The 21,882-nt window shown below is 65.9% G+C and carries 18 protein-coding genes and 2 pseudogenes; 9 read left to right on the top strand and 11 right to left on the bottom strand.

Annotated elements, in window-relative coordinates; all coding sequences use genetic code 11:
• Window positions 1–4: 4 nt before the first annotated feature.
• The 4 genes from tssC to radC form a co-directional block, all read right to left on the bottom strand.
• The gene (gene tssC / locus QKY98_RS04380) at window positions 5–1,483 is read right to left on the bottom strand and encodes a type VI secretion system contractile sheath large subunit (protein ID WP_284670397.1); all 1,479 of its coding nucleotides are present in this window, start codon (window positions 1,481–1,483) and stop codon (window positions 5–7) included.
• A 14-nt stretch (window positions 1,484–1,497) separates the two neighbouring features.
• Window positions 1,498–1,992: a type VI secretion system contractile sheath small subunit gene (gene tssB, locus QKY98_RS04375; RefSeq protein WP_027598639.1), complete on the bottom strand. Its 495-nt coding sequence runs from the start codon at window positions 1,990–1,992 to the stop codon at window positions 1,498–1,500.
• Between the two features lie 29 nt (window positions 1,993–2,021).
• Window positions 2,022–3,551 carry a type VI secretion system protein TssA gene (gene tssA, locus QKY98_RS04370; protein ID WP_284670396.1) on the bottom strand — a complete coding sequence of 510 codons (1,530 nt, stop codon included), beginning with the start codon at window positions 3,549–3,551 and terminating at the stop codon, window positions 2,022–2,024.
• Window positions 3,552–3,897: 346 nt separating this feature from the next.
• Window positions 3,898–4,572 (bottom strand): RadC family protein, encoded by a 675-nt coding sequence (radC, locus tag QKY98_RS04365; protein WP_284670395.1) that lies wholly within the window; start codon window positions 4,570–4,572, stop codon window positions 3,898–3,900.
• Window positions 4,573–4,707: 135 nt separating this feature from the next.
• Here radC and coaBC point away from each other — a divergent pair, with 135 nt between their 5' ends.
• From coaBC to argB, 4 genes are all read left to right on the top strand, one after another.
• A complete protein-coding gene (gene coaBC, locus QKY98_RS04360; protein ID WP_027598636.1) occupies window positions 4,708–5,931 on the top strand; it encodes a bifunctional phosphopantothenoylcysteine decarboxylase/phosphopantothenate--cysteine ligase CoaBC in 1,224 nt (407 codons plus the stop codon).
• The gene (dut, locus tag QKY98_RS04355) at window positions 5,924–6,379 is read left to right on the top strand and encodes a dUTP diphosphatase (RefSeq protein ID WP_027598635.1); all 456 of its coding nucleotides are present in this window, start codon (window positions 5,924–5,926) and stop codon (window positions 6,377–6,379) included. Before coaBC ends, dut begins: the two co-directional genes overlap by 8 nt.
• Before the next feature lie 1,212 nt (window positions 6,380–7,591).
• Window positions 7,592–8,986: a phosphomannomutase/phosphoglucomutase gene (algC, locus tag QKY98_RS04350; RefSeq protein ID WP_197027426.1), complete on the top strand. Its 1,395-nt coding sequence runs from the start codon at window positions 7,592–7,594 to the stop codon at window positions 8,984–8,986.
• Window positions 8,987–9,060: 74 nt separating this feature from the next.
• On the top strand, window positions 9,061–9,963 hold the full coding sequence (argB, locus tag QKY98_RS04345; RefSeq protein WP_007160051.1) for an acetylglutamate kinase: 903 nt from the start codon (window positions 9,061–9,063) through the stop codon (window positions 9,961–9,963).
• A 60-nt stretch (window positions 9,964–10,023) separates the two neighbouring features.
• On the opposite strand, the gene QKY98_RS04340 is transcribed toward argB, so the two are convergent.
• The 4 genes from QKY98_RS04340 to pyrE all read right to left on the bottom strand — a co-directional run bounded on the left by QKY98_RS04340 (window position 10,024) and on the right by pyrE (window position 12,958).
• Window positions 10,024–10,875, bottom strand: a complete 852-nt coding sequence (locus QKY98_RS04340; protein ID WP_027598633.1) for an urea carboxylase-associated family protein — start codon at window positions 10,873–10,875, stop codon at window positions 10,024–10,026.
• A 15-nt stretch (window positions 10,876–10,890) separates the two neighbouring features.
• Window positions 10,891–11,556 (bottom strand): GntR family transcriptional regulator, encoded by a 666-nt coding sequence (locus QKY98_RS04335; protein ID WP_077171187.1) that lies wholly within the window; start codon window positions 11,554–11,556, stop codon window positions 10,891–10,893.
• A gap of 146 nt (window positions 11,557–11,702) precedes the next feature.
• On the bottom strand, window positions 11,703–12,299 hold the full coding sequence (locus QKY98_RS04330) for a DUF4124 domain-containing protein (protein WP_145249052.1): 597 nt from the start codon (window positions 12,297–12,299) through the stop codon (window positions 11,703–11,705).
• A 17-nt stretch (window positions 12,300–12,316) separates the two neighbouring features.
• On the bottom strand, window positions 12,317–12,958 hold the full coding sequence (pyrE, locus tag QKY98_RS04325) for an orotate phosphoribosyltransferase (RefSeq protein WP_007160047.1): 642 nt from the start codon (window positions 12,956–12,958) through the stop codon (window positions 12,317–12,319).
• An 80-nt stretch (window positions 12,959–13,038) separates the two neighbouring features.
• Here pyrE and crc point away from each other — a divergent pair, with 80 nt between their 5' ends.
• The gene (gene crc, locus QKY98_RS04320; RefSeq protein WP_007160046.1) at window positions 13,039–13,818 is read left to right on the top strand and encodes a catabolite repression control protein Crc; all 780 of its coding nucleotides are present in this window, start codon (window positions 13,039–13,041) and stop codon (window positions 13,816–13,818) included.
• A gap of 58 nt (window positions 13,819–13,876) precedes the next feature.
• Here the strand turns inward: crc and QKY98_RS04315 are convergent, their stop codons facing one another.
• The 3 genes and pseudogenes from QKY98_RS04315 to QKY98_RS23895 all read right to left on the bottom strand — a co-directional run.
• Window positions 13,877–14,305, bottom strand: a complete 429-nt coding sequence (locus QKY98_RS04315; RefSeq protein WP_181084671.1) for a universal stress protein — start codon at window positions 14,303–14,305, stop codon at window positions 13,877–13,879.
• Window positions 14,306–14,386: 81 nt separating this feature from the next.
• Window positions 14,387–14,863: pseudogene (locus QKY98_RS23900) on the bottom strand (methyl-accepting chemotaxis protein); the annotation flags it as partial.
• Between the two features lie 111 nt (window positions 14,864–14,974).
• Window positions 14,975–15,745 (bottom strand): annotated as a pseudogene (locus tag QKY98_RS23895) (PAS domain-containing protein); the annotation flags it as partial.
• Window positions 15,746–15,959: 214 nt separating this feature from the next.
• Between QKY98_RS23895 and glyA the strand changes: the two are divergent.
• The 4 genes from glyA (at window position 15,960) to QKY98_RS04290 (ending at window position 21,871) form a co-directional block, all read left to right on the top strand.
• Window positions 15,960–17,213, top strand: coding sequence for a serine hydroxymethyltransferase (gene glyA / locus QKY98_RS04305; RefSeq protein WP_284670393.1), 1,254 nt, complete (start codon window positions 15,960–15,962; stop codon window positions 17,211–17,213).
• 79 nt (window positions 17,214–17,292) lie between these two features.
• Complete coding sequence (locus QKY98_RS04300) at window positions 17,293–18,543, top strand: sarcosine oxidase subunit beta family protein (protein WP_017639231.1); 1,251 nt, start codon at window positions 17,293–17,295, stop codon at window positions 18,541–18,543.
• An 11-nt stretch (window positions 18,544–18,554) separates the two neighbouring features.
• The gene (locus QKY98_RS04295) at window positions 18,555–18,854 is read left to right on the top strand and encodes a sarcosine oxidase subunit delta (protein WP_284670392.1); all 300 of its coding nucleotides are present in this window, start codon (window positions 18,555–18,557) and stop codon (window positions 18,852–18,854) included.
• Window positions 18,851–21,871 carry a sarcosine oxidase subunit alpha gene (locus QKY98_RS04290; protein ID WP_284670391.1) on the top strand — a complete coding sequence of 1,007 codons (3,021 nt, stop codon included), beginning with the start codon at window positions 18,851–18,853 and terminating at the stop codon, window positions 21,869–21,871. The genes QKY98_RS04295 and QKY98_RS04290 overlap by 4 nt, the downstream gene beginning before the upstream one ends.
• Window positions 21,872–21,882 lie beyond the last annotated feature (11 nt).

Below are 21,882 nucleotides of genomic sequence, written 5' to 3'. Positions count from 1 at the left end.
GCCGTTACTCCTTGTCCAGCTTGCCGACCAGCGACAGGGTGAAATCGGCGCCCTGGTACTTGAAGTGCGGTCTCACGCTCAGGCCCACGCGGAACCAGCCCGGATTGCCCTCGACATCGCTGACGCGGATGCTGGCCGCACGCAGCGGTCGACGACCACGCACCTCGGCGCTGGGGTTTTCCTGATCGGCGACGAACTGACGGATCCACTTGTTGAGTTCCAGCTCGAGGTCGGTGCGCTCCTTGGTGCCACCCAGTTGCTCGCGCTGCAGCACCTTGAGGTAGTGGGCCAGGCGGCTGACGATGAACAAATAGGGCAACTGGGTACCCAGCTTGTAGTTCAGCTCAGCTGCCCGACCTTCTTCGCTGTTGCCATAGAACTTGGGTTTTTGCGTCGAACAGGCGGAAAAGAAGGCGGCGTTGTCGCTGCCCTTGCGCATGGTCAAGGCGATGAAGCCGGCATCGGCCAGCTCGTATTCGCGACGATCGGAGATCAGCACCTCGGTGGGGATCTTGGTCTCGATCTCGCCCATGCTCTCGAAGTGATGCAGCGGCAGGTCTTCCACCGCGCCGCCGCTCTGCGGACCGACGATATTCGGACACCAGCGGTACGTGGCGAAGCTGTGGGTCAGGCGGGTGGCGAAGGCGTAGGCGGTGTTGCCCCAGAGGTAGTGGGCATGGTCCCGGCTGACGTTTTCGCGATAGGCAAAGGTCTTGACCGGATTCTCTTCCGGATCGTAGGGCGTGCGTAGCAGGAAGCGCGGCAAGGTCAGGCCGACATAGCGCGCGTCTTCCTGCTCGCGGAAACTCTGCCACTTAGCGAATTGCGGACCGTCGAAGTGATCCTTGAGGTCCTTGAGGTCGGGCAGACCGGTAAAGCTTTCCAGGCCGAAGAAGCGCGGACCGGCGGCGGCGATAAAGGGCGCATGAGCCATGGCCGAGACCGCTGCCACCTGTTGCAGAGTGCGGATGTCCGGTGCGGTGGGGTCGAAGTCGTAGTTGGCGATGATGGCGCCGACCGGCTCGCCACCGAACTGGCCGAATTCGGCGGTATAGACGTGCTTGTAGAGGCTCGACTGGACGATGTCCGGCGAATCCTCGAAGTCTTCCAGCAGATCCTGCTTGGAGACGTTGAGCATCTCGATCTTGTTGTTCTCGCGGAAGTCGGTGCGCTCCACCAGCAGGTGCAGGCCGCGCCAGGCGGCCTCCAGCGACTGGAACTCCGCGTGGTGGAGGATCTCGTCGACCTGGCGGCTGAGCTTCTCATCGATCTCGGCGATCATGCGATCGACCAGTGCCTTCTTGACCGGTTGCTGGGCGTTTTGCGGCTTGAGCAGCTCTTCGATAAAGGCGGAGATGCCGCGTTTGGCCACGCCATAGCCCTCGTCGTGGGGCGCGAGGCGAGTCTCGGCGATGATGCGGTCGAGGATGCCACGGCCTTCAGCGACGTCGGCAGCGGGTTGCGGGAGCAGGGTAGCGGTCATGATGATCTTCCTGATCAGACGTCTTGATTCGGCAAGCCGAGTTCGCCGAGCACCGTGGCCCGGGCGACCGGATCGGCGAGCACCTGCTCGATGGCCCTGCGGAACGCCGGGGCGTTGCCGAGCGGCCCCTTGAGCGCCACCAGGGCATCGCGCAGATCCATCAGTTGCTTGAGTTCGGGCACCTGCTGCACCAGCCGCGCCGGGCTGAAGTCGGCCATGGCCTTGAGGTCGAGCTGGACGGCCAGATCGTCCTGGCTGTCGTCCTGCAGGCGATTGGGTACCGCCAGGGTCAGGCCCAGCTGCTGCTTGGCCATCACCTCATCGAAGTTGTCCTTGTCGACGGCTACCGGCTTGCGGTCTTCGAGCTTGCGGTCGTCGGCTCGCTGGGTGAAATCGCCCAGCACCATGAGCTTGAGGGGCAGTTCGAGTTCTTCCTCGGCACCGCCGCTGGCGGGTCGAACCGTGACGTTGATGCGTTCTTTCAGGGCAACCGAGCCTTCTTTGGCCATGTGTTTCTCCTTGGGTATGAGGACAAGCCTCAGTCGAGAGCCGCTTCGAGATCGAGGCGGCAGAGTCGCGGACGCAGCTGTTGCAGCTGCATCCGGCTATCGGCGGTGGCGGGAAGGGCTTCCAGGCACTGGCCGCGGGCCTGCAGGATCTCCAGCGCCAGTTGCGGCTCCCAGTGCGCCAGCAGGGCGCCGTGTTCGGCATCCAGGGCCGCGAGCTGAAGGTGTGCCAGTTCGAACTGGCGGGCCTGGATCAGCAACCGGACGCTGGCCAGATCCCACAGCAGGCGCTGGCGTTCGCCCTGGGCACTGCAGCTGCGCTGCTGCAGGTGGCGCACGGCGCTCTTGAGGCCGCTCGCGCGCAACTCCCCCAGGGCTTCGGCAAGGGCTTCGCTCCAGCTGTCCTGGCACGCCTCGCTTGAGGCGGATACGGGTTGCGTCGCCTTAGCCGCCGTCAGGCCGGACAGCCAGAAGCGGGTCTGGGCATCGGCAAAGGGTTGCCCGTCATGGAAGGCCAGGGCTTCGAGACCTGGCAGCCGTTCCAGCAGCAACATCAGCGGCCACTCGATTTCTCGACAACTCGTTGTCGCACCGAGGGCCTGCAGACACTCCCAGGCCAGCCGCTGGCCATCCAGCCAGAAAGGCGCCCGCGTCAGGCTGACCTCCAGTTCGCCGAGCAGCAGAGAAAAATCACCAGCGGCCTGGCACTCCTGGAAATATTTCAGGCGATCAGCTGGCAGGCCGCGCAAGCCGGTGACACCCCTGGCATCATGAGCGGGCAGACTGTCGATGCCGCTCCACAGCAAGGCGCGATTCAGCCGCAGGGCGCGGTGGTCGCCGCTCCGCTGACGTAGCCACCAGCCGCTCAGCGTGCGGGCGCTTTCCTGCAGCTGGCGCAGCAGACGATGGGCGTCCTTGTCCGAGTCCAGCGGGCCCTGGGGTGCCTGAGCGGTTACGACCGGGCTGGGTGACAGGGCTGCGATGGTCGACTCCGCCGGAGCGGTGGATTGGATCTGGCGACGTCGTTGCTCATCGAGGCGACGTACCAACGGCAACAGCAGCGGAGCGGCCTCGCCCAGGCGTGGCTGGAGGAGTGCCTCCAACTGGCCGAGCTGGGTACTGAAGGTCTGTAGCCAGGATGCTTCCAGCGTCGTCAGGGCGGTGGTATTGAAGACGCCTTCCAGGCGGATCTGGAGCCAACCGAGCGCCGCGGCGCGGGTGCGCTCCTTGCGGGGGTAAAGATCCTGCCAGTGAGCCTCCAGCAATCGCTCAAGCAGAGCCAGGCCGGCTTCCAGCCCCGTCCAGTTCCGGGTGCAATACAGGGCCCAGGTCAGCCAGACGGCGACGCGCAGGTCCTTGGAGTGCTCACGCAGAAAGGTGGTCGCCTGCTCGGCCGTGGACTCCCAGTCCGGCATGACGTCGCGATGCAGTGCCTGGGTGTTCTGGCAGACCGCTTCGAGTCTCTCGAACTCGGGGCTATAGCGGCGATCTTCCCCGGCGAAGTTGTCCGTGGTGATGGGTTGATCGGCGACCGCTATATAGTTCTGGGCGAGCGAAGACAATAAAGTCATCCATGACCTCACGGGATTGAAGTTCTATTCCTTGAACTTCTTAAGACGAAAACTACTGGAGAGCTTTTCGCCTGCTGCTGGGCAGCTATTGGCTCAAAATGTCCTAGAGGCGCATCCTAGAGCGGTTTTATGAGCTTTGGTAGCAAAAAATTGTGATCTATGTCCAATTTTTATTGCTTAATTCTTAATGAAAAATAAGCCTATTTAGTGAAGTGACAAAAATTGTCCGAACTAACTGTGAAAACCTGACAGTCATCGTCAGTTTTAAAAGATATGATAAGTCACAACTATAAAGTTATATTTTAAGTTGGGCCGGACTTGCCTGTTCGCGAAGCTATTAAAGCCATCCATATTCCGCCATCGACAGCGGCTCCCCATCCCCCACGATGAAATGATCCAGCACCCGCACATCGATCAGCGCCAGGGCATCCTTGAGGCGTGTGGTGAGCAGGCGGTCGGCCTGGCTGGGTTCGGCGATGCCGGAAGGGTGGTTGTGGGTGAGGATGACGGCGGCGGCGTTGTGGGCGAGGGCGCGCTTGACCACCTGGCGGGGGTAGACGCTGGCGCCGTCGATGGTGCCGTGGAACAGGGCTTCGAAGGCCAGCACCCGGTGACGGGTGTCGAGGAACAGGCAGCCGAAGATCTCGTGGGGTTCGTGGCGCAGGCGGGCCTTGAGATAGTCGCGGACCTGCTGCGGGCTTTCCAGGGCCGAGTCGCGCTTGAGGCCTTCGGCCAGGTGGCGGCGGCCCATCTCCAGGACCGCCTGCAACTGGCTGAACTTGGCCGGGCCGAGGCCGAGGTGGGCGCTGAAGGCGGTGAGATCGGCTTCCAGCAGGGCCCTGAGGCTGCCGAATTCCCCAAGCAGCTGGCGGGCGAGGTCCACCGCGCTTTTGCCGGCCACGCCGGTGCGCAAGAAGATCGCCAGCAGTTCGGCGTCGGTGAGGGCCTGGGCGCCTTGTTCCAGCAGTTTCTCCCGCGGCCGTTCCTGGGCCGGCCAATCCTTGATGCTCATGGGCGCTCCTTGTCTGGCGGGGCGCCTGCGTCCTGCAGGCGCTGTGCTATCTTAACCGGATCATTCGCGGGTGCGCGCAGGCCTCGATTGGCCGTGCGATGCCCGTTCTAGACGGTTTGAGAACGGAAAGGCTATATGCAGCGGCTCCATCGTAAACGCATCGTGCTGGGCGTCGGAGGTGGCATCGCCGCTTACAAGAGCGCCGAGCTGGTGCGCCGACTCAAGGATCAGGGCGCCGAGGTGCGGGTGGTGCTGACCCGCGGCGGTCGCGAATTCATCACGCCGCTGACCCTGCAGGCACTGTCGGGTCTGCCGGTGCATCTGGATCTGCTGGACCCGGCCGCCGAAGCGGCCATGGGGCATATCGAGCTGGCCCGCTGGGCCGATCTGGTGCTGGTCGCGCCGGCCACCGCCGATGTCATGGCGCGCCTGGCCCAGGGCGTGGCGGACGATCTGCTCACGACCTTGGTGCTGGCCACCGATGCCCGGGTCGCCCTGGCACCGGCCATGAACCAGGCCATGTGGCGCGATCCGGCCACCCAGGCCAATGCCGAGCTCCTGCGCAGCCGTGGCATCAAGCTGTTCGGTCCGGCCAGCGGCAGCCAGGCCTGTGGCGACGTCGGCCCCGGCCGGATGCTGGAAGCCACCGACCTTGCCCAGCTCGCCGCCGACTGCTTCCAGCGCCTCGACCTGACCGGTCGCCACGTGGTCATCACCGCGGGGCCGACCCAGGAAAACATCGATCCGGTGCGCTACATCACCAACCACAGCTCCGGCCGCATGGGCTTCGCCCTGGCGGAAGCGGCGGCGGAGGCGGGCGCGCGCGTTAGCCTGGTGAGCGGCCCGGTGCATCTGCCGACCCCCGATCGCGTCGAGCGTATCGACGTGATCAGCGCTCGCGACATGCTGGCCGCCTGCGAGGCGCTGATGCCCTGCGACGTGCTCATCGCCTCGGCGGCGGTGGCGGACTATCGCCCCGAGGTCATCGCGCCGCACAAGCTGAAGAAGGATCCCACCCGCGGTGACGGGCTCCTGCTGGAGCTGGTGCGCAACCCGGACATCCTCGCCACCCTGGCAGGGCGCCCGGATCGCCCCTTCAGCGTCGGCTTCGCCGCGGAAACCCAGAATCTGCTGGAGTACGCCCAGCGCAAGCTGCGAGACAAGAATCTCGACCTCATCGTCGCCAACGACGTGGCCAATCCGGCCATCGGCTTCAACAGCGAAGACAACGCGGTCACCGTGATCGACCGTGGCCTGCACGAGATCCGCTTCGAGCAGACCAGCAAGGGCAAGATCGCCCGGCAGCTCATCGCCCTGATTTCCACCCACCTGAAAGACACCACCCAGAACCATGCATAGCCTTCAAGCCAAGATCCTCGACCCGCGCCTGGGGCGCGATTTCCCGCTGCCGTCCTACGCCACCCCCGGCTCGGCCGGCCTCGACCTGCGCGCCATGCTGCAGGAGGATCTGGTGCTGGAGCCGGGGCAGACCGCGCTGATTCCCACCGGGCTCGCCATCCATGTGGCCGATCCGTCGCTGGCGGCGCTGATCCTGCCGCGCTCGGGCCTGGGCCATAAGCACGGCATCGTGCTGGGCAATCTGGTCGGCCTGATCGACTCGGACTACCAGGGCGAGCTGATGGTCTCCTGCTGGAATCGCGGCCAGACCACCTTCACCGTGAGCGTGGGCGAACGTATCGCCCAGCTGATGCTCGTACCTGTGGTGCAGGCGCACTTCGATATCGTCGACAGCTTTACCGAGACCGAGCGGGGCGCTGGCGGCTTCGGCCACTCCGGTACCCGCTGACGCCAGACACGCAAGGCGCGCCGTGACATAAAGGAGAAGAACGGCATGGCAAGGGGCAAGAACGACAAGGATGTGCGCAAGGCGGCCCCCCGGGTCGCTGGCTTGCCCGGCATGGGCGCGGGACTGCTGCTGGCGCTCGCCGGCCTGCTGCTGGCCGCGCTGCTGCTGTGGTTCCTGGTGTTGCAGCCGCAGGGCGCGCGCAACCAGGAGCAGCAGGCGGACCAGGCGCTGCAGGCGCAGGCGACCTCCCTCAATCAGCTGCTGGTCGGCCTGACCCGCCGGCTGCAGGGTGTCGCCGGGGATGCCCTGGTGCTGCAGGCCCTGCAGGGCAACGATCCGGCGGCGCGCGCGGCGGCGGAAAGCCAGCTGCGCGAGCGCCTCGGCGTGGTCGACGTGCTGGTGGTGCCGGCCGGCATGCGCCAGATCGAAGACGATCGTCCCGGCCCCCTCAACTATGCCGCCCTCGATCTGCTCAAGCGCCTGGAAAGCGGCCAGCGGACCCCGCCGGAAGCCTATCGACTGGGCGATCGCTGGCTGGTCTACAGCGCCCAACCCATCCGCCGCGGCGATCAGCTGCTTGGCAGCGCCGTGCTTGTGGAAGAGCTGCCCGCCGTGCTGCAGGGCTGGGCCACGCCATCGGCGAACGTCGGCCAGTGGCGCCTGCTGCAGCAATTTCCCGGTGGCAGCGTGCAGGTGCTGGCCAGTGGCGGCAGCCCGGGCGATCCGGCGCTGATGCGGCGGCTCGCCACCGGCAGCCCGCTCTGGACGCTGGAGTTGGCACCCGCCGCCGAGGCAGGCGCCGATACACCGCTGGGCATCCCCCTGGTGGCGCTGCTGCTGGCGCTGTTTGGCGTGCTGGCGGGCTTTTGGCTGTTTTCCCGGGAGCTGTCACGCCGGCTCCGTGACGACGTCCGCAGTCTGACGGCCTATGCCGAGGAACTAGAAGCCAATCAGATAGCCAAAAGCCCGACTTTGCGCCTGGCGGTAATGGAACCCGTGGCCAAGTCGACGGCCCGATTGGCCAGCCGATCGGCCGGGTCGTCGCCGGACCTGTACGCCACCGCTCCCAGCGATGCGGTGGCCAAGACCCTGGCGGAGTTTGCCGACAGAGGCCGCTCGCAGCAGAGCGAGCCGCTGTTCCAGACCACCGACATCCTCGATATCAGTATCCTCGACGAAGACCAGGATCTCCTGGGATTGGAGAAACCCCCGATGAGCACTACCCCGCAAGCCCCCCAACTCAACGCCAGCATCTTCCGCGCCTACGATATCCGTGGCGTGGTGGGTGACTCCCTGACCGCCGAAGCCGCCTACTGGATCGGGCGCGCCATCGGCTCGGAGAGCCTGGCACGTGGCGAGCCCAACGTGGCCGTCGGCCGTGACGGCCGCCTGTCCGGCCCCGAGCTGGTCGCCCAACTGATCAAGGGCGTGGCCGACAGCGGCGCCAATGTCAGCGATGTCGGCATGGTGCCGACCCCGGTGCTCTACTACGCCGCCAACGTGCTCGAAGGCAAGTCCGGCGTCATGCTGACCGGCAGCCACAACCCGCCGGACTACAACGGCTTCAAGATCGTCATCGCCGGCGAGACCCTGGCCAACGAATCCATCCAGCGTCTGCGCGAGCGCATCGAGACCGGTGACGTGGCCAGCGGCCAGGGCCAGATCAAGCAGGTCGACGTGCTCAAGAGCTACGCCGACTACATCCGCAACGACGTGGTACTGGCCAAGAAGCTCAAGGTGGTGGTGGACGCCGGCAACGGCGTGGCCGCGGTCAACGCGCCCCAGCTGATCGAGTCCCTGGGCTGCGAGGTCATCCCGCTGTTCTGCGAAGTGGACGGCAACTTCCCCAACCACCATCCGGATCCGGGCAAGCCCGAGAACCTGGAAGACCTGATCGCCAAGGTCAAGGAAACCGGTGCCGACCTGGGCCTGGCCTTTGACGGCGACGGCGACCGCGTCGGCGTGGTGACCAACGAAGGCAAGATCATCTATCCCGACCAGCTGCTGATGCTGTTCGCCAAGGACGTGGTCTCCCGCAACCCGGGCGCCGACATCATCTTCGACGTCAAGTGCACCCGCCGCCTGAACAACCTCATCGCCGGCTACGGCGGTCGTCCCATCATGTGGAAGACCGGCCACTCGCTGATCAAGAAGAAGATGAAGGAAACCGGCGCGCTGCTGGCTGGCGAGATGAGCGGCCACGTGTTCTTCAAGGAGCGCTGGTTCGGTTTCGACGACGGCATCTACAGCGCCGTGCGTCTGCTGGAGATCCTCAGCCAGGAGAAGAACAGCGCCCAACAGGTGTTCGATACCTTCCCGGTAGACATCTCCACCCCGGAGATCAATATCCAGGTGACCGAAGAGAACAAGTTCGGCATCATCGAAACCCTGCAGCGCGACGCCCAGTGGGGCGATGCCCAGATCACCACCCTGGACGGCGTCCGCGTCGATTACCAGAACGGTTGGGGCCTGGTGCGTGCGTCCAACACCACGCCGGTGCTGGTGCTGCGCTTCGAGGCGGAAACCCTCGAAGAGCTGGAGCGCATCAAGACGGTGTTCCGCAAGCAGCTGCTGGCGGTACAGCCGGATCTGAATCTGCCGTTCTGACCTCGGGTCAGCGGTAGCACAGAGGGCGCCTAGGCGCCCTTTGTCTTTTCTATGTCGACCTTGAGAGGTGAGCCATGACCCTGAGCCGCGAGGATGCCTCGCACGTCGCCGAGGTGCTGTCCGAGGCGCTGCCCTATATCCGCCGGTTCGTCGGCAAGACGCTGGTGATCAAGTACGGCGGCAACGCCATGGAGAGCGACGAGCTCAAGGCCGGTTTCGCCCGTGACATCGTGCTGATGAAGGCGGTGGGCATCAACCCGGTGGTGGTGCACGGCGGCGGTCCGCAGATCGGTGACCTGCTCAAGCGCCTGTCCATCGAAAGCCACTTCATCGATGGCATGCGCGTCACCGACGCCCAGACCATGGACGTGGTGGAGATGGTGCTGGGCGGCCAGGTCAACAAGGACATCGTGAATCTGATCAACCGCCATGGCGGCAAGGCCATCGGCCTGACCGGCAAGGACGCGGGCCTGATCCGCGCCACCAAGCTCAAGGTCAGCCGGCAGACGCCGGAAATGACCAAGCCGGAGATCATCGACATCGGCCATGTGGGCGAGGTCACCGGGGTCAACACCGACCTGATCAACATGCTGGTGCGTGGCGACTTCATCCCGGTCATCGCGCCCATCGGCGTGGGTCCGGACGGCGAGTCCTACAACATCAACGCCGACCTGGTGGCGGGCAAGGTGGCCGAGGCACTCAAGGCCGAGAAGCTGATGCTGCTGACCAACATCGCCGGCCTGATGGACAAGCAGGGCCAGGTGCTCACCGGGCTGTCCACCGAGCAGGTCAATTCGCTGATCGCCGACGGCACCATCTACGGCGGCATGCTGCCGAAGATCCGCTGCGCGCTGGAAGCGGTGCAGGGCGGCGTGCAGAGCGCCCACATCATCGATGGCCGGGTGCCCAACGCGGTGCTGCTGGAAATCTTCACCGATGTCGGCGTCGGTACCCTGATCTCCAACCGCAAGCGCTGAGCGCTTGCGGTCGGACCAGAAACGGCGCCCCAGGGCGCCGTTTTCATTGGTGGACTGAACTCACTGCTCCCAGCTGGCCTTGGGCAGGGTCAGACCGTGCTGGCCGTTGTAGGCCGCCCGCTTGGGCGATTCCCAACCCTGCAGCAACGCCTCCTCGACCCGGTAGATCTCCACGCCCAACGGGCGGCAGACCTTGAGCGGGTCCTCGGCGTCAGGACCCCACATCGCCAGGGACAGATCGCCGCCCGGGCAGGTGGACAGGGCGCAGAGCACGTCGATCTCGGCGAAGAATTCCAGGTAGTCGCCGGGCTTTGCCGGGCAGGCCTTCATGAAGTACAGGTCGTCATGGTTGAGGCCGGTGCACTGGAAGATGTTCAGCACATCGTGGACATCGAATTCGGTGAGACCGTGGGGCAGCACCGCGCGGGTCAGATTCGAGTGGCAGTGGTGGTGGAAGTCCTCGCCGGTGAGCATCTTGTTGACGTAGGGATCGCAGCGGGTGCCGAGCAGATCGTGCAGACGGCCGCCGTGTTCGTCGATGCCGTAGCCGGCCAGGCTGTCGTCGGTGATGGTCAGCAGCGGACGCAGGAAGGGCAGGTTCGACCAGAGGCGGTCGTAGGTGCTGACGTGGGCCCCCTGCAGTTGCCGGGTGCGCGCGGCCCACATACGCTCGCGTGGGTCCTCGGCGTTCCAGACGTTGAAGTCGCCCACCTGGGGACCGTGCGGGGTGGTGACGCGAAACAGATGGCCCGCCGGGACCTTCCAGGCGCGACCGGTGCGGATCGGGATCTCGAATTGCTCGATCAGGGTACGCGCGTCCTTGTCCTCGCGCAGGCGATCGTAAAAGGCCTGGTCGACCTGCAGGGCGGAACCCTGGGTGGACTGGTAGGCGGCGGGGTAGTCCTTGTACATGGGAGGTCTCCTCGGTCAGAGCGGCCTGGCTGCGCTCAGCAGATCCAGCAGCCGGTTTTCGGAATCGTCGAGATAGCTGGCCATGGCCTCGGCCGCCGCCTGGCGCTGTCCGGCGGCGAGCAGGTCGTGGATCTGGCGGTCGCGGATGACCCAGGGCCGCTGGAAGTGCTCCTCGTCGGGCGCGAGGGAAAACAGCAGGCGTATCTGGGCGGCGACGGTGGCGAAGAATTCATCGAACAACGGACTGCCCAGCAGGCCGACGATGTGCTGATGGAAATGCAGGCCGTGGGTGCCGAGGGCGCGCCAGTCTTCACGCGACTGCGCCAGTTCGGCGGCCTCCAGGGCGTCCAGCATCCGATCGGACTGGTATTCGCGCAGCGGGCGGCTGGTGAGGATGGCCTGCAGCTCCAGGGTGCGGCGCACGGTAAAGAGGTCGCGCACCTCGGCCAGGCCCAGGCGCCGCACCATCACCCCCTTGTGCCGCACATAGGTGGCCAGGCCTTCGCGATCCAGCTGGTGCAGGGCTTCGCGAATGGTGTTGCGCGAGGCGTTGTAGGCCTTGACTAGTTCAGCCTCGACCAGCGCCGTACCGGGTAGCAGGCGACCGCCGATGATGTCTTCGCGCATTTCCAGCAGCAGCTGAGCCCCCAGGGACAGCGCGCCTGCGTCTTTGCCGCTCATAGGTCTTCACGCCCGATTGTTCAACAATACGTAGAAAATCGATTTGCACGGTACGTGCCAGAATATGGCGTGAAGAGGCGGCAACCTTGTCGTGCCGCCCAGCAGGCCATCGGCGGAGGGGGCCGCCGGCAGCGTGCTCAGAAGGGCTAGCGATCCGTGGCCTGAGCCGCTTCCAGTCGCTGCATGCGTGCACGATCGGAGTCGAAGGCTGCGCTGGTGCTGGTGCGCAATTCGGCGTAGCGCTGCAGATCGGCCTGCAGACGCACCTGATCGGCCGCCGCGGCGTCGAGGCGTGCCTGCAGGTCCGCCGGCAGCGCCTGGCCATTGCGCTGCTGCACCGCCGCCTGCTCCATCAACTGGCTCTGCAGCTGGCGTGCGGCCTCAAGGTTAGCCTTCTTGATCTGCATCAGGCCATCGAGCTCCGTCAGCTTGCGCGCCTTGGCGCGGTCGACGTCCTCGACATTGCTGTAGAGCTTGCGCAACTGGCCATCGACGACCGCCTGCTGGCGCTCGCGCGCCTGGCGATCGAGTTCGGCGGCGGGCAGCGCCGGCGCGACCTTGCGGATCACCCGGCCCTGCTCGTTGAGCACGTCATAGCCCTTGCCAGCGTATTCCGGCGGCACGCCCTGGCGGTCGATGACCAGGGTGCCGTTGCGGTCCAGATAGCGGTACAGCTCGGCCGCCTGGCCGGCCAGCGGCAGGGCGATGAGCAACAGGCTGGCAGCGGCGCGACGTACGACCATGGCCGTCTCTCCTGGGGCTAGATGCCGTATTGAGCGCGATAGTCCTGGACGGCAGGGAGGTGACGCTTGAGCTCGGCGTCCTCGGCCAGGTATTCGAGCACCTGATCCAGCGCCACGATGCTGAGCACCGGAATGCCGTAGTCGCGCTCGACTTCCTGGATGGCCGACAATTCGCCGCGGCCGCGCTCCTGGCGGTTCAGGGCGATGAGCACCCCGGCCGCGCTGGCGCCCTGACCCTCGATGATCTGCATGACCTCACGGATGGCGGTGCCGGCGGTGATGACGTCATCGATGATCAGCGCCCGACCGGTCAGAGGCGCGCCCACCAGCAGGCCGCCTTCGCCGTGGTCCTTGGCTTCCTTGCGGTTGAAGCACCAGGGCACGTCGCGGCCGTGGTGCTCGACCAGGGCCACCGCCGTGGCCGCGGCCAGAGGGATGCCCTTGTAGGCCGGGCCGAAGAGCACATCGAAGGGCAGGTTGGCCTGCACCAGCGCATCGGCATAGCAACGGCCGAGCTGAGCCAGGGCCGCACCGCTGTGGAACAGGCCGGCGTTGAAGAAATAGGGGCTGATACGACCCGATTTCAGGGTGAATTCACCAAAGCGCAGAACTCCGCGCTCGATGGCGAAACGAATGAAATTACGCTGATACGCCTGCATATAAGTCCTTGCGCGGCTTGTATTTAGCTAAACCGGTTTAGCTCGGGTATCATACATCCACGATTTTTTGGGGGCCATTTATGCGGATCATCAGCTTGAACGTCAATGGTATTCAGGACGCTGTGGAGCGGGGCCTGTTGCCCTGGCTTAAGGCGCAGAATGCCGACGTGATCTGCTTGCAGGATACGCGCGCCTCTTCTTACGACATGGACGATCCGGCCTATGCGCTGGAGGGTTACATCCTCTATGCCTGCGACGCCGAAGTGCCGTCCCAGGGCGGGGTCGCGCTCTATACGCGGGTCCAGCCGAAGGCGGTGATCAGCGGCCTGGGCTTCGAGTCCTGCGATCGCTTCGGTCGCTACCTGCAGGCGGACTTCGACAAGGTCAGTATCGCCAGCCTGCTGCTGCCTTCGGGCAAGCGCGGTGACGAAGACCTGAACATGAAATTCAAGTTCATGGACGACTTCACCCACTACCTGAACAAGCAGCGCCGCAAGCGCCGCGAGTACATCTATTGCGGCTCGCTGTACGTGGCGCACCAGAAGCAGGACGTGAAGAACTGGCGCGACTGCCAGCAGATCCCCGGTTTCCTGGCGCCCGAACGGGCCTGGATGGACGAGGTGATCGGCAACATGGGCTATGTGGATGCCCTGCGCGAAGTGAGCCGCGAAGGCGACCAGTTCAGCTGGTGGCCGGACAGCGACCAGGCCGAGCACCTCAACCTGGGCTGGCGCTTCGACTACAACATCCTGACCCCGGGTCTGCGCCGCTTCGTCCGCTCGGCGCGCCTGCCGCGGCAACCGCGCTTCTCCGAGCACGCGCCGCTGATCGTCGACTACGACTGGACCCTGAGCATCTGATCCAGACGCTGCTCCGAAACGAGAAAACCAGCCCGAGGGCTGGTTTTTTGTTGGGCGACTATTTCACCAGGATAACCGGCAAGGGCACCTGATGGACCACGCGATGGGCCACCGAGCCGAGCAGCAGGCCGCTGAGCGAGCCCAGGCCGCGGGTGCCCATGACCACGGTGTCCACCTGCAGGCGCCGCGCCGTCTCGCCGATGGTCTCGGCGATGCCGCCGAAGCCCACGTGGATCTGGGCCTCGATACCGGCTTCGAGCAGGGCCGGGCGCGCCCGGATCAGGATGTCTTCGGCCTTGTCCTGCAGGCTGCCGCGCCATTCGCGCAGGATGCGGTCGTCGAAGGGCGCGCCATAGATTTCCGGCTCGTTCTGGACGTTGAGCAGGTGCAGCTCCAGCGACAGCCCGGCCTTCACCAGGTCGAGGATGTAGCGCAGGGCGTTGTCGGCGCTGGGGGAACCGTCGTAGGCGACCAGGACATTGTGCATGGGGCATCTCCACGAGAGGGGTATGCCTTCATGCTAGACCCTGGCTGTCAGGGACGCTTGATCCCGATCAAGCCCGCGGCCTCAATGCCCCACCCAGTTGCGCGCGCCCTTGGGAATCACCTCGGATTCGTCCAGCTTGCTGGCGAACATGCTCACGGCTTCCACGGCGTCGCTGGCGCCATCGCGGATCTGCACGATCACCGCACCGGCCTGGTCGGCCAGCTCGACGCCCTTGACCGCTCGACCCTGGGTGCTTTCCATGCTGGCGACCGCCTGCTGGGTCTCGCTCAGGATCCGCCCGATCATCTCGGCGATCTCCGCCGTGGCGCTGCTGGTGCGCCCCGCCAACTGGCGGACCTCGTCGGCGACCACGGCGAAGCCACGCCCCTGATCACCGGCGCGCGCGGCCTCGATGGCGGCGTTGAGCGCCAGCAGGTTGGTCTGGTCGGCGATGCCGCGGATGGTGTTGACGATGGCGGTGATCTGCTCGGAGCGCTGGCCCAGCTGGCCGATCACCTCGGCGGAGGCGCTGACGTTGTGGGCGATCTCGCGCATCTCGCCGGCGGCCGCCTGGATGATCCGGGTGCCGTGCTCGGCGACCTTCTCGGTCTCGGCGGAGATGTGATAGGCCCGCGAGGCGCTGCGGCTGTCGCTTTCGTGCTTTTCCACCCGCTCGCTGATGTCGCTGGCGTACTTGACCACCTTGTATAGCCGACCGGTAGCGTCGTACACCGGGTTGTAGCTCGCCTCCAACCAGACCACCCGGCCGTGCTTGCCCAGCCGCTTGAACTGGCCGCGAAAGAACTCGCCGGCATTGAGGCGGCGCCAGAAGTCGGCGTATTCACTGCTATTGACCAGGGCCGGCTCGCAGAACAGGCGATGCTGCTGGCCCTGGATCTCCTTGAGGCTGTAGCCCAGGGTGGCCAGGAAATTGTCGTTGGCCGTGAGGATGCGCCCGTCCAGGTCGAATTCGATGCGCGCCAGGGCGCGGTCCAAGGCCTTGAGGTTGCTCTGGGCTTCGCTGTCGCGCTCGACCTGGGCGGTGACGTCGAGGGCGTACTTCACCACCTTGGCGATCCTGCCGCTGCTGTCGGGCACCGGGTTGTAGCTGGCTTCCAGCCAGAGGGTACGGCCCTGGGCGTCCAGGCGGTGGAAGGTGCCGGAAACAAACTCGCCGCGCTTGAGGCGGGCCCAGAAATCGCCATAGTCGCGACCCTGCACCACGTTGGCCGGACAGAGCCGGCGATGGTGCTGACCGACCAGGGTGTCGGCACGATAGCCGGTCAGGCGGAGAAAGTTGTCGTTGGCACGCAGGACGGTACCGTCGGTATCGAACTCGATCACCGCCATGGACCGCTCCAGCGCCTGGGTCAGGCCCTGGTTGGCGTGCAACTCGGCCTCCAGCCGAGCGATGGTCTTCTTGTGGTGCGCATTGAACATGGCAGAACTCGCTGGCCGGGGGGGAGGTAGTCAGCCTATCGGCGCGGATCGGAGCGACTTGATGGCACCCGGCGAACGGCAGAACTCGGCCGTTGAGTGGCTGTCGCAAACGCGCCGGCCCGGGGCGTAAACAGGCATCTTGGGGTCTGGGGCCGGGCCTACCATCGCGGCCAAGGGGGTGGTTTTCACCGCCACAGACTTTAGGAGCGCCGCGATGTTCAGCAAGCAGGACCAAATCCAGGGCTACGATGATGCGTTGTTCGCCGCCATGGGCGAGGAAGCGCGGCGCCAGGAGCATCACCTGGAACTGATCGCGTCCGAAAACTACACCAGCCAGCGCGTCATGGAAGCCCAGGGCAGCGTGCTGACCAACAAGTACGCCGAAGGCTATCCGGGCAAGCGCTACTACGGTGGCTGCGAGCATGTCGACAAGGTCGAGCAGCTGGCCATCGAGCGTGCCAAGCAGCTGTTCGGCGCCGACTACGCCAACGTCCAGCCGCACTCCGGTTCCCAGGCCAACTCGGCCGTGTACCTGGCGCTGCTGCAGCCCGGCGACACCATCCTGGGCATGAGCCTGGCCCACGGCGGTCACCTGACCCACGGCGCCAAGGTCAGCTCCTCCGGCAAGCTGTACAACGCCGTCCAGTACGGCATCAACACCGACACCGGCCTGATCGACTACGACGAGATCCAGCGTCTGGCCGAAGAGCACAAGCCCAAGATGATCGTGGCGGGTTTCTCCGCCTACTCCAAGACCCTGGACTTCCAGCGCTTCCGCGACATCGCCGACAGCGTGGGTGCTCTGCTGTTCGTCGACATGGCCCACGTGGCCGGTCTGGTCGCCGCCGGGGTCTACCCGAACCCGGTGCCCTTCGCCGACGTGGTGACCACCACCACCCACAAGACCCTGCGCGGCCCCCGTGGCGGCCTGATCCTGTGCAAGGCCAACGCCGACATCGAGAAGAAGCTCAACGCCGCGGTGTTCCCAGGGGCTCAGGGCGGCCCGCTGATCCACGTCATCGCCGGCAAGGCGGTGTGCTTCAAGGAAGCCCTGGAGCCGGGCTTCAAGACCTATCAGCAGCAGGTGATCAGGAACGCCCAGGCCATGGCCGGCGTGTTCAAGGCCCGCGGCTTCGACGTGGTCTCCGGCGGCACCGACAACCACCTGTTCCTGGTCAGCCTGATCAAGCAGGGCATCACCGGCAAGGACGCGGACGCCGCCCTGGGGCGCGCCTGCATCACCGTGAACAAGAACGCCGTGCCCAACGATCCCCAGTCGCCCTTCGTGACCTCGGGTCTGCGCATCGGCACCCCGGCCCTGACCACCCGCGGCCTGGGCGTCAGCGAAAGCGAACGCGTCGCCGGCTGGATCTGCGACATCCTCGACCACCTCGGCGATGCCGATGTGGAAGCCCAGGTGGCGCGCCAGGTGGCCGCGCTGTGCCGCGACTACCCGGTTTACCGCTAGTCGCCACGCGCCTGACGCAACCCTTATCCAACCCCTTTCCCCCTTTGCGGAAAGGGGCGTCGTCTGCAGGAGTCTCCAGATGCAACGCTATTCCGGCTTCGGCCTCTTCAAGCACTCCCTGAGCCATCACGAGAACTGGCAGCGGATGTGGCGCACCCCGACGCCCAAGCCGGTGTACGACGTGGTCATCGTCGGCGGTGGCGGTCACGGCCTGGCCACCGCCTACTACCTCGCCAAGCAATTCGGCGTGAAGAACGTCGCGGTGATCGAGAAAGGCTGGCTGGGCGGCGGCAACACCGCGCGCAACACCACCATCGTCCGCTCCAACTACCTGTGGGACGAATCGGCGCACCTCTATGAGCACGCCATGAAACTGTGGGAGGGCCTGTCCCAGGACCTCAACTACAACGTCATGTTCTCCCAGCGCGGCGTCTACAACCTCTGCCACACCCTGCAGGACATGCGCGATTCCGAGCGCCGGGTCAGCGCCAACCGCTTGAACGGCGTGGACGGCGAACTGCTCGACACCCGCCAGGTGGCCGAGGAGATTCCCTACCTGGACTGCAGCAAGAACACCCGCTACCCGATCTTCGGTGCCACCGTGCAGCGCCGCGGCGGCGTGGCCCGTCACGATGCCGTGGCCTGGGGCTTCGCCCGCGCCGCCGACGCCCTGGGCGTCGACCTGATCCAGCAGACCGAGGTCACCGGCTTCCGCAAGCAGGACGGCAAGGTGATCGGCGTGGAAACCAACCGTGGCTTCATTGGCGCCCGCCGCGTCGGCGTGGTCACCGCCGGCAACTCCGGGCACATGGCCAAGCTGGCCGGCTTCCGCCTGCCGCTGGAATCCCACCCGCTGCAGGCGCTGGTGTCCGAGCCGATCAAGCCCATCATCGACAGCGTCATCATGTCCAACGCGGTACACGGCTACATCAGCCAGTCCGACAAGGGCGACCTGGTGATCGGCGCCGGTATCGACAGCTGGGTCGGCTACGGCCAGCGCGGCTCCTACCCGGTGATCGAGCACACCCTGCAGGCCATCGTCGAGATGTTCCCGATCCTCTCGCGGGTGCGCATGAACCGCCAGTGGGGCGGCATCGTCGACACCTCGCCCGACGCCTGCCCGATCATTTCCAAGACCCCGGTGGAAAATCTGTTCTTCAACTGCGGCTGGGGTACCGGCGGCTTCAAGGCCACTCCGGGCTCGGGCAACGTCTTCGCGGCGTCGCTCGCCTCCGGCGAGATGCATCCGCTGGCCAAGCCCTTCTCCATCGACCGTTTCCACACCGGCGCGCTGATCGACGAACACGGCGCAGCGGCCGTCGCGCACTAAGGAGCCCGAGCATGTTGTACATCCATTGCCCCCACTGCGGGGAACTGCGCTCCGAAGAAGAATTCCACGCCGCCGGCGAGGCGCACATCCCGCGTCCGCTGGATCCCGAGGCCTGCAGCGACGCGGAGTGGGGCGATTACATGTTCTTCCGCGACAACCCGCGCGGCCTGCGTCACGAGCTGTGGGTCCACGCTTCGGGCTGCCGCCAGTACTTCAACGCGACCCGTAACACCGAGACCTACGAAATTCTCGAAACCTATCTGATCGGCGAGCAACCCCGCTTCACCGCCGAGCGAGGAGAGCGCACATGAGCCAGGTCCATCGACTCACCCAGGGCGGTCGCCTGGACCGCAGCCAGGCCATCACCTTCACCTTCAACGGTCAGACCTACCAGGGCTTCAAGGGTGACACCCTGGCCTCGGCGCTGCTGGCCAACGGCGTGGACGTGATCGGGCGCAGCTTCAAGTATTCGCGGCCGCGCGGCATCGTCGCCGCCGGTGCCGAAGAGCCCAACGCCATCATGCAGATCGGCGCCACCGAGGCCACCCAGGTGCCCAACGTGCGGGCCACCCAGCAGGCGCTGTACCAGGGCCTGGTCTCCGCCAGCACCAACGGCTGGCCGAGCGTCAACAACGACCTCATGGGCATCCTCGGCAAGGTCGGCGGCAAGATGATGCCGCCCGGGTTCTACTACAAGACCTTCATGTATCCGCAGAACCTATGGATGACTTACGAGAAGTACATCCGCAAGGCCGCCGGCCTCGGCCGGGCGCCGACCCAGGTCGATCCGGATACCTATGACAACTTCAACCAGCACTGCGACGTGCTGGTGGTGGGCGGTGGCGCCGCCGGCCTGGCCGCGGCCCTGGCCGCCGGTCGCAGCGGCGCCCGGGTGATCCTGGCCGACGAACAGGAAGAATTCGGTGGCAGCCTGCTGGACAGCCGCGAGCGTCTCGACGGCGCCCCGGCCGCCGACTGGGCCGCCAAGGCCGTGGCCGAGCTGCAGGGCCTGGACAACGTGGTGCTGCTGCCGCGCGCCACGGTCAACGGCTACCACGACCACAACTTCCTCACCATCCACGAGCGACTCACCGATCACCTCGGCGATCGCGCGCCCCATGGCCAGGTGCGTCAGCGCCTGCACCGCGTCCGCGCCACCCGCGTGGTGCTGGCCACCGGCGCCCACGAGCGGCCGCTGGTGTACGCCAACAACGACCTGCCGGGCAACATGGTGGCCGGTGCCGTGTCCACCTACATCCGTCGCTATGCGGTGGCCCCGGGTCAGCGCCTGGTGCTGTCCACCAACAACGATTACGCCTACCGCGTGGCCCTGGACTGGCTCGAAGCCGGTCGCCAGGTGGTGGCAGTCGCGGATGCGCGCCCCAATCCGCGCGGCGCCTGGGTCGAGGAAATGCGCAAGCGTGGCGTGCGCGTCATGGGCGGTACCGCCGTCAGCGAAGCCCGCGGCAATACCCGGGTGACCGGCGCCAAGATCGCCACCATCGACCTGACCGCCTTCCGGACCCTGGGTGGCGGCGAGTGGCTCGATTGCGACCTCATCGCCACCTCCGGCGGCTACAGCCCGGTGGTCCACCTGGCCTCGCACCTGGGCGGTCGTCCGCTGTGGCGCGATGACATCCAGGCCTTCGTGCCCGGTCCGGCGCCGCAGAAGCGCCTCTGCGCCGGTGGCGTGAATGGCGTCTTCGCCCTGGGCGATGTCCTGGCCGACGGTTTCGAGGCCGGCGCCACCGCCGCGGCCGAAGCCGGTGCCAAGGTGGTCAGCGGCGAGCTGCCCCAGGCCGAATTCCGCCAGGAAGAGCCGAGTCTGGCGCTGTTCCAAGTGCCCCACGACAAGCCGTCGTCGCGGGCCCCCAAGCAGTTCGTCGACCTGCAGAACGACGTGACCGCCGCCGGCATCGAGCTGGCCTGCCGCGAGGGCTTCGAGTCCATCGAGCACGTCAAGCGCTACACCGCCATGGGCTTCGGCACCGACCAGGGTAAGCTGGGCAACATCAACGGCCTGGCCATCGCCGCCCGGGTGCAGAGCAAGGCCATCCCGGAAGTCGGCACCACCATGTTCCGCCCGAACTACACGCCCATCACCTTCGGCGCCATCGCTGGACGGCATTGCGGCCACCTGTTCGAGCCCAAGCGCTACACCGCGCTGCATGCCTGGCACCTCAAGCAGGGCGCCCTGTTCGAGGACGTCGGCCAGTGGAAGCGCCCCTGGTACTTCCCCAAGGCGGGCGAGGACCTGCACGCCGCGGTCAACCGCGAGTGCCTGGCCGTACGCCGCAGCGTCGGTCTGCTCGACGCCTCCACCCTGGGCAAGATCGACATCCAGGGCAAGGACGCGCGGGAATTCCTCAACCGCGTCTACACCAACGCCTGGACCAAGCTGGACATCGGCAAGGCCCGCTACGGCCTGATGTGCAAGGAAGACGGCATGGTCTTCGACGACGGCGTCACCGCCTGTCTCGCCGACAACCACTTCCTGATGACCACCACCACCGGCGGCGCCGCGCGCGTCTTCGAATGGCTGGAGCTGTACCACCAGACCGAATGGCCGGAGCTGGAGGTGTACTTCACTTCGGTCACCGACCACTGGGCGACCCTGACCCTGTCCGGTCCCAACAGCCGCAAGCTGCTGGCCAAGCTGACCGACATCGATCTGGACAACGCCGCCTTCCCCTTCATGGCCTGGAAGGAAGGCCAGGTGGGCGGGGTACCGGCGCGGGTGTTCCGGATCTCCTTCACCGGCGAACTCTCCTACGAGATCAACGTACCGGCCAACTACGCCATGGGCGTGCTGGAGCAGGTGGTCGCGGCGGGCAAGGAATTCGACCTCACCCCCTATGGCACCGAGACCATGCACGTGCTGCGGGCGGAGAAGGGCTTCATCATCATCGGGCAGGACACCGATGGTTCGGTCACGCCCCAGGACCTGGGCATGGGCTGGGCGGTGAGCCTGAACAAGAGCTTCTCCTTCATCGGCAAGCGCGGCATGCATCGCCAGGATTGCGTCCGCGAGAATCGCAAGCAGCTGGTCGGCCTCAAGCCCCTGGATGCCCGCGACGTCCTGCCGGAAGGTGCGCAACTGGTGTTCGAGCGCAACCAGCCGATCCCCATGGACATGGTCGGTCACGTGACCTCCAGCTACCACAGCGCGACCCTGGGCTACGGCTTCGCCATGGCCATGGTCAAGGGTGGCCTGGGCCGCATGGGCCAGACCGTCTACGCCCCGCTGGCCGATGGCCGCTACATCGCTGCCGAGATCGTCTCGCCGGTGTTCTACGACCCCAAGGGTGAGCGGCAGAACGTCGCCTAACGAGGATAGCG

The sequence above is a fragment of the Pseudomonas sp. HR1 genome (assembly GCF_030175875.1).
In the GTDB taxonomy this organism is placed as follows: domain Bacteria; phylum Pseudomonadota; class Gammaproteobacteria; order Pseudomonadales; family Pseudomonadaceae; genus Chryseomonas; species Chryseomonas oryzihabitans.
The sequence above is the reverse complement of the archived record's forward strand: the minus strand, read 5'-3'. Positions and strand labels throughout refer to the sequence as shown.